The organism is Psychrobacter sp. YP14 (genome assembly GCF_003209315.1).
Lineage (GTDB): Bacteria > Pseudomonadota > Gammaproteobacteria > Pseudomonadales > Moraxellaceae > Psychrobacter > Psychrobacter raelei.
Window position 1 is genome coordinate 1892129 of record NZ_CP029789.1, and the last position, 16028, is coordinate 1908156.

Genomic DNA, 16028 nt, shown 5'->3' on the forward strand with positions numbered 1-16028 from the left:
ACTAATGATACTGGCTAAGTATGTTGACTCAGGTTACTAGTTATCCTTCATACTCAGCATTATATCTGCCTAGGGTCACCTATTACCGCTGTGTATTGCGTACTATATATACCAAACCCCAGAAACTTTAAAAAAATTAACCAATAAGTCATCTAATTACGAGTGTTCTGAGCCATACTGCAATATTTTGGACAGAAAATAATGTAATAAATTTACATATATAAGTAAAGCCGTAATAATCTAAAAATCAGCCATTTACATGATTTTTTATGACCCCTGAGTCAGATACGCCCCAATAGATTACGCTTTATTGGCAAGATGAGTAGCTGACTGGCATATTTACTTTTATATTGACAGCTATTTTTAGCAAAAAAAACTCTGCCAAACTCAAGATTTGGCAGAGTCAACGGTAGGGCTATCTAACAGGCTATGAGCTTAAGCACCTATTAGCCATTGGAAGCAGCTGTTAGCCATTAGCTTTTAGCTTTAAGCGCGCCGCATGCAGTAATGGCTCAGTGTAGCCACTTGGCTGCGCGCGTCCTTTGAACACCAAATCACAGGCGGCTTTAAAAGCAATAGAATGATCAAAGTTATCCGCCATAGGCATATAGCTTGCATCACCTAGGTTTTGCTCATCGACCACTTTTGCCATACGCTTCATGGCATCCATTACCTGCTCTTCGGTTACGATACCATGGTGTAACCAGTTAGCGATGTGCTGACTTGAGATACGTAAGGTAGCACGGTCTTCCATTAGGCCTACGTTATTGATGTCTGGCACTTTTGAACAGCCCACGCCTTGATCTACCCAGCGTACTACGTAACCTAGGATGCCTTGAGCATTGTTCTCAAGCTCTTGACGCTTCTCTTCATCTGTCCAGTTGGTGTCTTTGGCCAATGGAATGGTTAAGATATCATCTAAGCTGGCGCGCTCACGGCCCTTAAAGCCCTCTTGAATCTGTTGTACATTGTTTTGATGATAATGGATGCTATGTAAAGTAGCACCTGTGGGCGAAGGTACCCAAGCAGTCGTGGCACCAGCTTGTGGATGGTTCATCTTAGTCTCAACCATCTCTTTCATCTCATCAGGCTTAGCCCACATGCCTTTACCAATCTGAGCGCGGCCAATTAAGCCGGTCTCAATGCCGATATCCACGTTCCACTGCTCGTAGGCAGGCTGCCAAGCTTGCGACTTCATATCCCCTTTGCGTACAAAGGGACCTGCATTCATACTGGTATGAATCTCATCGCCTGTACGGTCTAAGAAGCCAGTATTAATAAAGATAACGCGCTCTTTAGCTTGGCGGATACTTTCTTTTAGGTTGACTGTGGTGCGGCGCTCTTCATCCATAACCCCCATTTTTAGGGTATTGCGAGGCAGATTAAGGGCATCTTCTACTGCAGCAAATAGGTCATTGGCAAATTTCACTTCTTCAGGGCCATGCATTTTCGGTTTTACAATATACATAGAGCCTTCACGAGAGTTTGAGCGTGTACTCTTGCCTTTAATATCGTTGATGGTCAATAGTGGCGTGATAAGCGCATCCATCATACCCTCGAAGATTTCTTCTTGACCCTCACCTAAGTCTACCAAGATAGCTGGGTTTTGCATTAAGTGACCCACGTTACGGATTAACAATACCGCACGTCCAGGTAGTACCAGCTTGCCGCCCTCAGGTGTAGTGTATTCACGATCTGGGTTGAGTTGACGGGTCAGCTCTTTGCCACCTTTCATAAACTTCTCAGTCAAGTCACCATTCATCAGACCAAACCAGTTACGATAAGCTTCTACTTTTTCTTCCGCATCTACAGCGGCTACTGAGTCTTCACAGTCTTGAATGGCGGTGATTGCCGATTCTAATAACACATCTTTTATGTGCGCTGGGTCATCTTGACCTACTGGATGGCTGGCATCAATCTGAATCTCAACGTGTAAGTTATTGTTCTTTAATAAGATGCCGGTAGGGCTTGATGCCTCACCCACATAGCCTGCGAACTGAGCGCTGTTGGCCAAAGAGGTTGTGCTGTCGCCTTGAGCGATGTTTAACTTGCCATCTTCAACGCTAAAACCAGTCACATCGGTATAGCTGCCTTCAGATAAGGCAAAGTTGTCATCTAAGAAGGCTTTGGCATAGGCCACGACCTCTGCCCCACGCTTTGGATTGTAGCTGCTACCTTTGTCTTTGCCATCGGCAGTATCAATCACATCTGTGCCATACAAGGCATCATAAAAGCTGCCCCAACGTGCGTTGGCCGCATTCAATGCATAACGAGCATTACGCACCGGTACCACCAGCTGTGGACCAGGAATAGTTGCGATTTCGGCATCGACATTTTCAGTAGATACTTCAAAGTCATCGCCTTCTGGCAATAAGTAGCCAATGTCGGTCAAAAACTCTTTATATTTTGGATAGTCAATCTCCCCGTCTTTGGCAGGATTGTCTAAATGCCACTGATCAATTTTGGCTTGTAGCTCATCACGTTTGGCCAATAGCTCTTTATTACGCGGGGTAAACTGCTTTACGATTTTTTCGAAATTTGACCAATAAGCTTGTGAGTCCACACCAACGCGGGGTAACACATCATTTTCAATAAAATTATAAAGTTCGCTATCAATGGCAAGAATGCCTTTTTGAACACGGTTCTGGTTGTTATTAACAGAGTTACTCATACCATATGATCCTTTGTTGGTGAATGGGGTTATCGGTGCCTTTAGTACCTTAGTGTTTATTGTGCTTATTTATGGCTTTATGTCGCTTAAGTAATGTCACTTAAACCATTCTGTATTCATACTACTATCAATCAGATAAATAAACAAGAAACAGCCATTTATTAAATAAATGTTTAGTCTTTAATCAATTGATAATACCCCTTAAAGCCAATAAAATCAGTCATTTGTGATTGCAAATTAACAAGCGACCCACCATTCATTATTAAGTAAAGCTGTGTTAATCACAGTCCATATCGCCTCTACGACCTCTTCCTATATGTTAAAAGAGGACAAAACGCTTATGGCAACTGCTGAGGCGACTCTAACGCGGTCACTTAAGCAGACGCATCAGGCTATATTTGTTAAAATAGCGCCCAACAGATTAGTTTATAAAACCTTGTCCTTACTTTATGACTTGATAATACCTATCAAGTGAGCGGTAACACCTGAGTGATAAATGAGCCCTACTATGAATGATGATCTTCTTAATGACAGCAGCAATACCGTTCACGCGCCTGCCCGTACTGACATCTCTCACATTCATCAGTTTTTGGGTGCGCCCACACCGCAGGCTTGGCTAGATGCTGCCTTACAAGATATTCCCAAGCTGATACAAGACCATGCCAATTGCGAAAAAAAAGCCGCTGGCACAGCGATGAATTTAATTTTTCGTTATGAGTTCCATCAAGACTTACAGCTTAAGCTTGCGCAGCTGATCCGAGAGGAGATGCTGCACTATGAACAGGTGGTGGGGATAATGAGAGAGCGTGGCCAGCCCTGGAAACATTTGAGTGCCAGCCGCTATGCTAAAGGCATGCTCAAGCACAAGCGTACTTATGAGCCGGCAGCTATGATTGATATTTTAATTATTGGTGCCTTTATTGAGGCGCGCTCTTGTGAACGCTTTGCAGCCTTAAGCGAAGTGATTGATGATGAGCGCTTAGCAAAATACTATCGCTATCTACTAAAGTCAGAGAGTCGTCATTACGAGGACTATATTACCCTAGCCCGCTCGCTTGAACCCAAACGTCAGCAGTCAGAAGCTCAGCTTGACTTTGAGGCATTGCAGCAAGCCACCAATGGCAGCATAAATTTAGACCAACAGACCATGGATGTTGATCAGCGTATTGCTTTTTTTAGACAAATAGAAGCTGAGTTAATTACCAGTTCTGATAAAGAGCTACGTTTTCACAGTGGCACACCTGCTTAAGAGGCCATTATTACCGAATTTATGACAACGTTGTTTTCAGCTTGTACAAAAAGGCCTACTAAAATTAAGTAGGCCTTTTTAATGCATTAATATTCGTGTCACCCTCTACTTTAAGTCTTCATTTAAGACACGAGCTTGGGCATTATCAATAGTGGCATAACGATTACGATCTGTGATTTCACCACTTTGTGGCTGTTCAGTACCGGTAGTATTCTCATTAATATTATCATCAAACGCAGTACCGCCTTGCTGATCTCGTCTGTCAGGTTGGCGAGCGGGGTTGTCCCCATCGTTAACATGCTCACTTTGAACATAATCATTGTTTAGGGTTTGGGTCCCGTTAGTGTCAGAAGACTCTGCATATCGGCCCGATTTATCGTTAACTGCGTCGTCAGTCGTGGTTGCGTCGATTGGTGTTTTGGTTAAATTTGGGTCTCGAGTTTGCATCATACTTCCTTAATTTATTGAAATAAATATATCGAACTGAACCGGTGTATTAACCACCTATGCCTGTTATGACGCCTGTTATGACTTAAACTTAGTCTTGCTTGAATTTAGATCTAAATGTTTAACATGCTCAGCAGCTTTAAGACATAAGACTGGTCGGTGGTTGGACTTGATTACCATCACTATATAGTCATCTATAAAACTATTAGAAAACTATCAGAACGCTAGTCGTTATCATGTCGTCCTAAATCAAAAGCATTCAAATCGCCCACATTCTTGCCTGCAGGTGGCAGACCAGAGTTCATTTTACGGGTATCTTCATAGACATCGTCGGTCTCTTGTGAAGCTTGCTGTGGGCCATCGATTTCTGGTAAGTTCTTATTACCACCATACGTCCCCACTTCTAAAGCGCCCTTATCTGAAGTTGCTCCGGTTTTATCAACCGCACCCACTTGTTCATCCTCAGTAGACACAGTAGACTCATTGGCAGCTTCTATCGCATCATTTTCGACTTGTGCATCTTGAGGTAATTTGACAGTTACTGATTCATTGATTGACATAATATTCCCTTATCGTATTTTAGTTATTGTTAAATTAGTTATCATTTATGATTGGCTGTTTGTAGCCGAGCTCTTATTATTTATCTTTACGCAAATTATTTATCTGTACGCAAATCATCTTCAATAAAAGGGGTTTGCTCTTGCTCAGTCAGCTGCTCTGGCTGCTCTTTTTGCTCTGAAGGCTTTAAGTTTTCTTTTACCTCATCAGGCTTTACCTGATTGGCTGCTTGTTGCAAGTCAGAGTCTTTATCAGCTTGTGGATTTGAATTACTCATAACATTATCCTTTTTTTTGTTGGGTATTTTTTTATTTGCGAGCAATTTTTTATTTGCGAGCAATTTAAGTCATATGTCTTATCATATAACCTGCTATGGCCGATAAACTATTAGTAACTCGTAGCTTTGTGTTTAGATATGTTGAAAAAAAAGCAACTTTGTAAGTCAAAGTTGCTTTTTTATTGAGTCAGGTAGATGTCTTTTAAATGTAGATGTCTTTTAAATAATGATAAGCTTTGAGACAACGCCTAGTTGCTTTGGGAGGTTAGATCAGAAACTTTGTTAATCTTTTGTAGTAAGTAATCTTGTGCAATAAAGACTGCCTCACCTTTGGCCGGCTGTACTTGATTCCAGCTGCCATCGCCTTTTAACTCCCACGCCTGCACGTTGTCAGTTAAGTAGCTCATTAAGCCATCTTCATAAACACGTTTGAACAGCTTAGGATCTTCTACTGGAAAAGCCACTTCTACGCGGTGGAACAAGTTGCGACTCATCCAATCTGCACTGCCACAGTACAGACGCTCATCACCACCATTATAAAAATAATAAACCCGAGTATGCTCTAAGAAACGCCCCACCACCGAACGAACTGTGATGTTCTCAGATAAGCCTTTAACTTGAGGGCGAATACAGCTCATTGAACGCAAAATAAGTTCAATCTTCACGCCCGCTTGTGAAGCATCATACAGCTTATCGATTAAATGACGCTCCGTTAAGGCGTTACATTTGACGATAATATGCGCCTTTTTGCCCGCTTTGGCATTGGCAATCTCATCATCAATAAATGACATGAGCTGTGTGTGCAGCGTAAAGGGCGCATGTAGTAGCTTGTTGACGTTAGCCGCTTTGCCCATACCGGTCAGCTCTTGGAAAATCTTATGCACATCCTCTGATATATCAGGGTCAGAGGTAAACAGTCCATAATCAGTATAGGCCTTGGCATTGCCCTCATGATAGTTACCAGTACCTAAGTGTACGTAACGACGAATCTTATTATCTTCACGGCGCACAATAAGCATCAACTTGGCATGAGTCTTATAACCGACGATACCATACACCACCACTGCGCCTGCTTCTTGCAGCAAATTGGCCACCTCAATATTTGAGGCCTCATCAAAACGGGCACGCAGCTCAATAATGGCAGTCACTTCTTTACCATTTCTTGCCGCAGCTGCTAAGGCTTTGACAATCTCGGAGTTTTTGCCTGAGCGGTATAAGGTTTGTTTAATCGCCAATACCTTAGGGTCTAAAGCGGCTTGCCAAATCATATTAACCACGGGGTTAAACGACTCATACGGGTGATGCACCAACACATCGCCTCGGCGAATGGCCGTAAACATGCTCTCGCCTTTATCGAATGACTCACGTCTAAAGGCTTTTGGCATCATGTGTGAAAATGGCTGAAATCGCAGGCTTGGGATATCAAAGTCAAAAAGTAAGCGGGTGAGGTTCACCGGACCATTCACACGGTACAGCTGACTTTCGTGCAACCCAAACTCTTCCAACAGATAATCGCTGACTTGAGTAGGACAATTGGTGGTCACCTCTAGGCGCACCTTGTCACCAAAGCGGCGATTATTAAGCTCACCCTCTAAAGCTTTAGCGATATCCTCTACATCATCCGCCAGCTCCAAGTCAGCATTGCGTGTTAAGCGGAACTGATGGCAGCCTGTCACACTCATACCCGGGAACAGCTTACCGACATGCTCATGAATCACCGCTGAGAGCATGATGTGGTGCTCTTTGCCGTCGGTCAGCTCGTCGGGCAGACGAATCACGCGCGGTAGGCTGCGCGGCGCGGGTACCACAGCCAAATTGATATCTCGGCCAAAGGCATCTTTTCCCTCTAGACTCACCATGAAGTTTAAGCTCTTGTTCACCAGACGTGGGAACGGGTGTGCCGGATCAATACTGATTGGAGTCAGTACTGGCATGACCTGCTCGATGAAATATTCCTTCATCCACTGCGCCTGCTCCGCATTTAACTCATTGCGCTTAAGATAGCGAATGTCCTCTTGAGCCAAGGCTGGCAAGATATCTTCATTTAAAATACGGTACTGCTCTTCAATCGCTTGATGCGCCACATCAGATATCTCTTGTAATACTTCGCTTGGACGCATCTTGTCAGGCTTATGCGAGATATTGCCATGATTGAGCTGCTGCATTAAGCCTGCCACACGAATCTCAAAGAACTCATCTAAATTGGATGAAAAAATAATCAAAAAGAACAAACGCTCAAGCAGTGGATGACGAGGATTCGTCGCTTGAGCCAGCACGCGCAGATGGAACTGTAGCCAAGACAGCTCACGGTTAATATAACTATTAGAGGAGTAAGTGCCATCTTCATAGCGTTCCCAATCTAGCTCAGTTAATGACTTAGATTTGGTAGTGTCATTGGTTTTATTGACATGACTGTTTTGAGAATTGTCTTGAGAAGTTAAGGCGGTATCGGTCATAGTTTGCTCTGCTTTGGTTTGCCGGCTTGGGGAGGAGTCTTGATTATTTGGCGCATGATTGGATGCATTATCTGACGTAGTGGCTGCACTATTTTTTGGATTACGAGCGGGTCTGGTCATGACAAATATGCCTCCTTTATGTCTGCGCCAAAATAAAAATCGCGCAGACTTAGTATATAAGATTCATTTTACAAGTTTATTAAAATCAAATACTTAAATTAATTAGGGCAAAACTGCATTGTTCATACGGCGCATGATAATACGCTGCTTATTGCGCAGACGCTTATCGCTCATATGTCCTTGATAATACTTGGGATTGGTGAGCATGCTAATCAGCAGCGCCGATTCGTCTCGATTGAGCTTGCTTGCCGGCTTATTAAAATAGTGATGCGCAGCCGCCTCAATGCCATAGATGCCATTGCCAAATTCGGCCACATTTAAATAAGCGGTTAAGATACGCTGTTTGTCCCACATCCCCTCTATCATTAAGGTGATACTTGCCTCAAGTCCTTTACGCACATATGAGCGGTGCGAGGTCAAAAATAAGTTTTTGGCAAGCTGCTGAGTGATGGTTGATCCGCCAGCTGCCACTGTGCCTGAGCTTTCATTTTTTTTCATGGCCGCCTCGATACCTTCCATATCAAAGCCATTGTGGCTGGCAAATCGAGAATCTTCACTGACAATAGCGGCTCGCTTAGCAGACTTGGCGATATCTTCATACTCTACCCAAGTTTGGGTCACGCTGCCACCCCCTAAGCGGTGGGCAATCATAAACATGCTATTATTAATGGGCTGACTTTTCCAGACCATCAGCAGACCCGCTACAGAAATATAAAAGGCCACTGCCAATAATACCAGGGCCCCAAACAAACGCTTAAAAAATGTGGAAACTGCCGTCATAGTTTTTTGACTCGGCTAACGGTTAAAATTAAAACAATGATAAACTAACTTAAGGCTTACGGGTAGTTGTCTTTTACTGTTACCCAAGATGAGCGCACCTAAGATGACCCACGATAGGATAACAATTTTGACTCAGATTAACCTTACTCGGCATAAAATTGCACAGCAAATTCACACAGTCACCTTATCCACTAAGGACTCAAATGCTAAGCTGCCAGATGTGCAGCCTTTAGATGGCCAAGCTTGGTGGCTACTGGGTACATCTGGGTGTCATTTATGCGACGTTGCAGAAGAGACACTTAGGCTATTTTCAAGTGTGTCTCCGGTAAAGGTTCAAAAGGTAGATATTGCAGATTTAGATGAGGCATTGATGCAAGAGTTTGCCACGATTATTCCGGTTATCCTTACACCCACTCACCAATTAAAATATCCTTTTTCTGTTGTTGATTTACAAACTTTAATTTAAAATACCTTACCCTTTAATTCATTAGTGTTATAGATGATATCACTCAAAGCCCGCCCTTTATGGCTTTGGGAACCATTACGTGCCAATAAGATCTGTAAGTCAGCCTATTTTATAATTCAAAAATACTAAGTAGAGAGTACAGTTGCGCTCTACTTTGGGAGCTTTATTCCCTAATTGTTATGCCTTGCGTCAGAGATTAAAAAGCAGATGCCTTGATATAGTGCTGCCAACTCCCTTTATTATTAATGATCTGATTGATTGACTTATTGGTTATGTCTTAAAAATACCCGCTAAATCCATTCGCACTATACAAGGATGTTTTATGTATACTTTTTTGGCTTTAACTCCCATCTTGGCGGTTTTCTTACTGTTGGTGGTGCTACGGCTTCCAGCTAAAATTGCCATGAGTCTCACTTTTGTGATAACTGCACTACTGTCCTTACTGGTTTGGCATACCTCAGGTGCCCAAGTCGCAGCTGCCTCTTTAAATGGCGTGATTGTGGCACTGACTATTTTATTTATTGTTTTTGCCGCAATTTTGCTGCTAAATACCTTAAAAGAGAGTGGCGCTATTATTGCCATTCGTAGAGGCTTCATGGACATTTCACCCGACCGCCGTGTGCAAGCCATCATCGTGGGTTGGTTGTTTTGCTCATTGGTAGAAGGCTCTTCAGGATTTGGCACGCCCTCTGCGGTAGGTGCACCTTTGTTATTGGCACTGGGCTTCCCTGCTATGGCGTCTGTCATGGTGATGCTTATCATTCAATCCACACCCGTCTCTTTTGGTGCAGTAGGCACGCCTTTATTAGTAGGTGTATGGTCAGGTATTGAAGGTAAGCAAGACTTAACTCAGTCTATCGCGCCAATGAGCCCTGAAAACTACCTATTACAAATCACCGCTAACGTAGGCTTATTGCATGCACTCATCGGTGTACTCATTCCTCTTATCCTCAGTGCTTTTTTGACCCGCTTCTTCGGTGAAAAAAGATCATTTATTGAAGGCTTAAAAGTCTGGCCATTTGCTTTATTCGCCGGTATCTGTTTTACGCTCCCTTATTATTTAGTCGCCAAATACCTAGGTCCCGAATTCCCCTCTTTGGTCGGCGGTTTTATTGGTCTTATGATTGTGGTACCTGCAGCCAAACGTGGCTTTTTGATGCCAAAAGAAACCTTTGACTTCGGTCCTAGAGCTGCTTGGGATAAAGATTGGGTAGGCACATTGGCTGAAGAGAAGTATGATGATACTGTCGCACCTAGATTTTCTATCGGTCGTGCTTTTTCTCCTTATATTATCGTCATCGCTCTATTAATTTTGACCCGAGTGATTGCCCCGTTAAAAGCATTTTTAGTGGGAGACAGTGCGACTTTAACTTTCTCCAACTTATTCGGTACCGAAATATCCAGTAAAATACAGCTACTCTACTCTCCAGGTAGCATATTAATTATCACCTCACTACTGTGTGTGTGGCTATATAAAATGGATGGCGCTTCGGTTAAGCGCAGTTGGAGTGGCTCAGCTAAAACCATGATGGCAGCAGCACCAGCGCTTTTATTCTCGGTGCCTATGGTGCAAGTATTCATCAACTCAGGTTCCACAGCAGACTTGGCCACCAGCTTGCCTGCCATGCCTATTTTATTGGCACAAAGTGCTGCAGATGCGTTCCATGATACTTGGCCACTAATCTCACCTTGGATTGGGGCTATGGGCGCTTTTATTGCCGGCTCTAATACCATTAGTAATATGATGTTCTCATACTTTCAGTGGTCCACAGCAAGTCAAATTGGTCTGGGTCCTGACTTAGCTGCGCAGATCGTCGCATTACAAGCCATTGGGGGCGCAGCAGGCAACATGGTATCGGTACATAACGTGGTGGCTGCTTGTGCTGTCGTGGGCTTGGTCAATAAAGAGGGCTATGTTATCCGTAAAACCTTAGTAGCCATGACTTATTATGTGGTTCAAGCTGGCTTCTTAGGGATGGCGTTAATTTTTGGCAACGTTATGTGGTGGATGATGGCAGTGGCTTGGCCGATAGGCTTCTTGGTCATTATGTCGTTAACGACAAAAGGTGCAAAGGCCTAAATGCCTCATTAATAATAAAAAAGCACTAAAATTTACTGTATTTTAAAACCGTCATTAATAAGAGGGCTGATATGAAAGACTTAACCAAAATGACCGAGATTGAAGACTTGCGCCGAGTAGCTGAGCGCAAAGTACCGCGCATGTTTTATGATTATGTCGACTCAGGATCATGGACGCAGACCACTTATCGTAATAACGAAACCGACTTTGACCGTATCAAATTACGCCAGCGCGTGTTGGTCGATATGGACAACCGCAGCTTAGCAACTCAGATGATCGGTGAAGACGTAAAAATGCCTATTGCCATTGCCCCTACCGGCTTTACCGGTATGATGTGGGCCAATGGTGAGATGCATGCCGCTAAAGCCGCCAAAGACTTTGGGGTACCTTTTTCACTGTCCACCATGAGTATCAACTCTATTGAAGATGTGGCCGAGTACACCAACCATCCTTTCTGGTTTCAGCTGTATGTGATGCGTGATAAAGACTTCATGGCCAATCTGATTCGCCGCGCTAAGGAGGCCAACTGTTCAGCCTTAATCTTGACTGCGGACTTACAGGTACTTGGTCAGCGTCACAAAGACATCAAAAATGGTCTATCTGCACCACCAAAACCCACTTTGGCCAATATCTTAAACCTAATGACCAAGCCTGAATGGTGCTTTAATATGCTGGGCGCCAAGCGCCGTACATTCGGCAACATCGTAGGCCATGCTAAGGGCGTGGGCGACTTGTCGTCATTGTCTTCTTGGACCGCTGAGCAGTTCGATCCTAGCCTAAGCTGGGATGATGTTGCCCGTATTAAAGACATGTGGGGCGGCAAGCTGATTATCAAGGGCATCATGGAGCCTGAAGATGCCATTTTGGCTGCCCGCAGTGGCGCAGATGCTATGGTTATCTCAAACCACGGTGGCCGCCAATTAGATGGTGCGCCCTCCTCTATTGCCTGCTTGTCTGAAGTGGTGCAAGCGGTACAAGCTGAGAAAAGCGATATTGAAGTGTGGCTAGACAGCGGTATCCGCTCAGGTCAAGACGTACTGAAAGCCATTGCTTTAGGCGCTAAGGGCACCATGGTTGGACGCGCTTTCTTGTATGGCTTGGGCGCTTATGGTGAAGATGGCGTGCGCCGCGCATTAGAGATTTTATACAAAGAGTGCGATATCACTATGGCATTTTGTGGTAGAACCAACATCAGCGACGTCACAGATGACATCTTGGTCAAAGGCACGTATGAGTATCTTAAGACCTCTATCCCGCAAGTGGCACCCATTCGTTGGGGCTAAATGGCGGCGGTCATTAGCTTCGTTAAATAAGCGCCATTAATTACATACCAGTCAAAGCGTCGAGCATATCGAATGCAGTGACTGGTATTTTTTTGCCCATAAATCTTGGTGGCACCTGCGGCGCTGAACCATATCTACCTTGAATATGTACCTATGCTAAAATAGCCGCACCATGCACCACTAGCCTTGATTATGACTATAAAAACCTTATTTAGCCGAGCCCCAGTCACTGCCTTATTGTTAATAAGCTTCGTTGGCTTATTTGTCATTCAGGTGGCCTCCGGCGTCGATATTAATGAGCCAAGCCTACCGTCTTTGCTGAAGTGGGGCGCTAATGCCCTACCCTATACCGTAGGCTATGAACCTTGGCGGTTAATTAGCAGCGCCTTTTTGCACATCGGCTTGATGCATTTGTTATTTAACTGCTTTGCCATGTACTACTTTGGCCAAGCTGCAGAAGTCAGCTTTGGCTCTATAAAATTTTTATTACTGTTTTTACTATCGGCCGTGGGTGGTAACTTACTTAATAGCTATGTTACTTGGTGGCAGATATTTTACAATAACGGCGCACCAGGTATATCAGCAGGTGCTTCAGGCGGCATTATGGGCATAGGCATGGCACTGCTAATGGTTGAGCTGCTCAAAAAAAGCCTACTCAAATTCCCAAGCCATGGCAAAAACCCTCAGCTAAGAAGCCTGGCGCTGATTATGGGCATTAACCTGATGTATGGTTTTGCGGTACCTGGTATTGATAACGCAGGACATATTGGTGGCGCACTCACTGGTGCTGTATTAGCAGTGGGAATCATGGTGGGGTATCGCTACTCGATACTGGGAGATAAACCGTTATTTAAGGCGTTACCTTGGCTGATTTTTGCTATTATTACCATTATTTTTTATCAGTTATGGCTAGACTTACATCTACAGATAGGGCTATAGTTAATTTATTATGGCAATCGCGCCAATTTTTTGAATAGCCCTCTGTACTCCTAGACGACTTTCCTTTATATAAAGAGCCTTGTTATGACAAAGATGACACAAACCGCCCTGAATACTGCTGTGCTAAGTGCCGGTATCATGCTGCTGGCCACTGCCGCCGCTCAAGCTGCACCTACCACTACGTCCACAGCTTCCAGCGAAAAAATGGGCTTGAGTGTGGGTATTAACCTTCGAGCCGAAAAAAGCGCCTATGATATGGACAACACCACCTCTGTGCTACCCAGCCTATTTTATGACAATGGTCAAGTCTATGCCCGTGGCAGTCAGTTGGGTGGTTATTTGATTAATGATGATGTCAATGAGGTGGCCGGTTTTATTCAGCCAGGTGGCAGTCAGTTTGATCCCGATGATGCTGATGGTGCAATGGCACAATTAGATGAGAGAAAATGGTCAGGCATGGTAGGTGCCAGCTATATGCGTAAAACACCAGTCGGCGGTTTTCGTGGTCAAATTGCAACAGACGTTACTGGCCGCAGCGAAGGCACAGTCGCTCGTCTAACGTACCTTGCCCGCCTAAATCCTGGCAAATGGACCATTTACCCCAGCGCAGGTCTTGAGTGGGTAGATAAAAACTACAATGAATACTACTACGGTATTAGCGAAAAAGAGTCTGCTAAATCAGGGCTAAACCCCTACAAGCCAGACTCAAGCATTAGTCCGTATGTAAGCATTAACGGTACTTATGATTTAAATAAAGACTGGGATATTTTTGTCGGTCAAAGCATCAACTATCTGGCAGATGAGCAGCGTGATAGCCCTATGGTAGATGACCGTTTTAACTTCACCACCACCGTCGGGGTGATGTACGAGTTTTAATAGTCAATCTTGACAGCAGGTTTAACGCTCAGCGTTTAGTAGATTTTCGCTTACCCCATGCCCACACAAAGAGGATTTTACGTGCAACATACTCAGCAACCTATTAGTGATACGACCGATGAGCTTTATTCAGATTATGATGAGAGTTTAAAGTTTAGTATCTCCGATATGTGGTCATCCTTTACTGGCAAAGTGAAGGCTGTGTATGGCAAGGCGGCAAACTCTGTCGATGATGAGTTCTCCTTGCCGGTTAGCCAAGATCAGGTCAATGCGGCACTAAAAAAGTTCGTCACCGATAATGTGAGTCAAATTCTTGAGCTACGGGTGGAGCTGCATGATGATTGGTTTCGTCTGTTTTGTACCATTGATGTGGCTGGTGTGTATGCGGAGATTGCCAGTAACTTTGGCTTAGTACATGTTCAAATCGACCGCGATGTGCAGCGCTTTGTGTTCGCCCAGCAGACCAATACCGATGTGATCAAGTTAAACTGCGAGTCATTTTTAAAGCGTACAGGCATTAAGTTTGTGATTTGGTTTTATCACAGTGTGCTAAAAAAAGACCCACTTGGCTTTATTTTAAGTAAGATTAATATTGCTCGCCCAAAAGATAATATCATCTACCTAGATATTAACCGCTGGCTAAAACGCAATAAAAAAATCATCAGCACCTTGCACAAGGTTCAAGTCAATTACGGTCTGGTAGAAGAAGAACAGTTAGTACTAAAAACCAAAGTTAACGTCCGCGACTTATTGTCTAACACCAGCTCTGAGGACATTATCACCCCAGATGATGAGCCTGAGCTGCTCAAAGGCCCCACCAACCCTATCAGTGATGCCATTAGCCCAAGTCAAGAACAGTAAGCTTAACCCTTGCATTACTGTGGCTGTGATAGTGCCAGATACGCCATAAAGACAAAACAAAGCCCCTAATTAAGGGGCTTTGCTGATTAAGGTGAGTGCTAAGCTGATATCGCTACCAATAATTCTCTACTGCAATATTACCCACCCCGCGGCGGTTCATCACCAGACCCATCTGCTTTAAGGTCTCTTTGGTATCCTCCACCATCTCAGGGTTACCGCATAGCATAACATGCGAGTGCGCCACGCTAAGCTTATGCCCCACAAAGCTTTCAAGCTCACCGTTTAATAGCAGCTCAGGCAGGCGTTTGCTCAAAGCCCCTGCTACCTCTTCACGAGTCACAATTGGCACAAAGGTCAGCTTGGCAGGATTATTGACCAATCCTCCGAAGTCCTCTTCTAGCTGCTTAATGCGCTCAATGTATGCCAATTCTTGTTCATTACGGGCACTGTAGGCTAAGATAATATACTCATAATCTTCCCACGTTTTTAAATCTTGTAGCATAGATAAAAACGGCGCCAACCCAGTACCGGTAGCCAATAGCCATAAGTCTTTTGGTAAAGGTTCTTGATAGCGTGCTAACGTTAAAAAACCAAAAGGTGTGGTGTTCAACAACAGCTCATCGCCTACTTGCAAATGCTGAAGCTGCGATGTAAAAGCTCCTTCTGGAATGACAATTGAGAAAAACTCCAACACCTCATCATAAGGTGAGGAAACAATAGAATAGGCACGGTAAATATCTTCATTGGGTGCCTCGCTCTCACTGCTGTTATTTTGCAAATGATAGGTTAAGCGGCTTGGATTGACCCCTAAGCGTACAAATTGACCGGCCGTGAATTTAAAGCTGTTAGGACGGGTAACTGTGAAGCTAAATAAAGTCGGCGTCCAAGTGGTTTTTGAGAGAACCGTTACGGTTTGAATGTTATCAGAATCACTCATAATATCTTCTTATTATTAAGACGTTATA

Annotated in this window: 14 protein-coding genes; 7 read left to right on the forward strand and 7 right to left on the reverse strand. The window is 44.0% G+C overall.

The genetic code is table 11. The annotated features are described in order from the left end of the window. Positions 1 to 466 precede the first annotated feature (466 nt). Positions 467 to 2671: a malate synthase G gene (locus DLE54_RS07770; protein WP_011960890.1), complete on the reverse strand. Its 2205-nt coding sequence runs from the start codon at positions 2669 to 2671 to the stop codon at positions 467 to 469. Positions 2672 to 3179: 508 nt separating this feature from the next. Here DLE54_RS07770 and DLE54_RS07775 point away from each other — a divergent pair. After that, on the forward strand, positions 3180 to 3920 hold the full coding sequence (locus DLE54_RS07775) for a tRNA-(ms[2]io[6]A)-hydroxylase (protein ID WP_227535046.1): 741 nt from the start codon (positions 3180 to 3182) through the stop codon (positions 3918 to 3920). A gap of 105 nt (positions 3921 to 4025) precedes the next feature. Here DLE54_RS07775 and DLE54_RS07780 read toward each other — a convergent pair whose 3' ends face one another. From DLE54_RS07780 to mtgA, 5 genes are all read right to left on the reverse strand, one after another. Further along, entirely contained in the window at positions 4026 to 4367 is a 342-nt protein-coding gene (locus tag DLE54_RS07780; RefSeq protein ID WP_110816786.1) for a hypothetical protein, read from the reverse strand. 224 nt (positions 4368 to 4591) lie between these two features. After that, a complete protein-coding gene (locus DLE54_RS07785) occupies positions 4592 to 4927 on the reverse strand; it encodes a hypothetical protein (RefSeq protein WP_110816787.1) in 336 nt (111 codons plus the stop codon). Between the two features lie 95 nt (positions 4928 to 5022). Then, positions 5023 to 5202, reverse strand: a complete 180-nt coding sequence (locus DLE54_RS07790) for a hypothetical protein (RefSeq protein WP_011960894.1) — start codon at positions 5200 to 5202, stop codon at positions 5023 to 5025. A 248-nt stretch (positions 5203 to 5450) separates the two neighbouring features. Continuing rightward, on the reverse strand, positions 5451 to 7778 hold the full coding sequence (gene ppk1 / locus DLE54_RS07795) for a polyphosphate kinase 1 (RefSeq protein WP_110816788.1): 2328 nt from the start codon (positions 7776 to 7778) through the stop codon (positions 5451 to 5453). 102 nt (positions 7779 to 7880) lie between these two features. Beyond that, positions 7881 to 8558: a monofunctional biosynthetic peptidoglycan transglycosylase gene (gene mtgA / locus DLE54_RS07800; protein ID WP_011960896.1), complete on the reverse strand. Its 678-nt coding sequence runs from the start codon at positions 8556 to 8558 to the stop codon at positions 7881 to 7883. Positions 8559 to 8685: 127 nt separating this feature from the next. Between mtgA and DLE54_RS07805 the strand changes: the two genes are divergently transcribed. From DLE54_RS07805 to DLE54_RS07830, 6 genes are all read left to right on the forward strand, one after another. Beyond that, positions 8686 to 9024 (forward strand): glutaredoxin family protein, encoded by a 339-nt coding sequence (locus tag DLE54_RS07805; RefSeq protein WP_227535048.1) that lies wholly within the window; start codon positions 8686 to 8688, stop codon positions 9022 to 9024. A 322-nt stretch (positions 9025 to 9346) separates the two neighbouring features. Beyond that, positions 9347 to 11104: an L-lactate permease gene (locus DLE54_RS07810; RefSeq protein WP_110816790.1), complete on the forward strand. Its 1758-nt coding sequence runs from the start codon at positions 9347 to 9349 to the stop codon at positions 11102 to 11104. 71 nt (positions 11105 to 11175) lie between these two features. Further along, entirely contained in the window at positions 11176 to 12387 is a 1212-nt protein-coding gene (locus tag DLE54_RS07815; RefSeq protein WP_011960899.1) for an alpha-hydroxy acid oxidase, read from the forward strand. Between the two features lie 192 nt (positions 12388 to 12579). Then, complete coding sequence (locus DLE54_RS07820) at positions 12580 to 13326, forward strand: rhomboid family intramembrane serine protease (protein ID WP_011960900.1); 747 nt, start codon at positions 12580 to 12582, stop codon at positions 13324 to 13326. 84 nt (positions 13327 to 13410) lie between these two features. Further along, a complete protein-coding gene (locus DLE54_RS07825) occupies positions 13411 to 14202 on the forward strand; it encodes a MipA/OmpV family protein (RefSeq protein ID WP_110816791.1) in 792 nt (263 codons plus the stop codon). Positions 14203 to 14283: 81 nt separating this feature from the next. Further along, positions 14284 to 15063: a hypothetical protein gene (locus tag DLE54_RS07830; RefSeq protein WP_041773340.1), complete on the forward strand. Its 780-nt coding sequence runs from the start codon at positions 14284 to 14286 to the stop codon at positions 15061 to 15063. A gap of 112 nt (positions 15064 to 15175) precedes the next feature. On the opposite strand, the gene DLE54_RS07835 is transcribed toward DLE54_RS07830, so the two are convergent. Then, the gene (locus DLE54_RS07835) at positions 15176 to 16000 is read right to left on the reverse strand and encodes a ferredoxin--NADP reductase (RefSeq protein WP_011960903.1); all 825 of its coding nucleotides are present in this window, start codon (positions 15998 to 16000) and stop codon (positions 15176 to 15178) included. Positions 16001 to 16028: the final 28 nt, after the last annotated feature.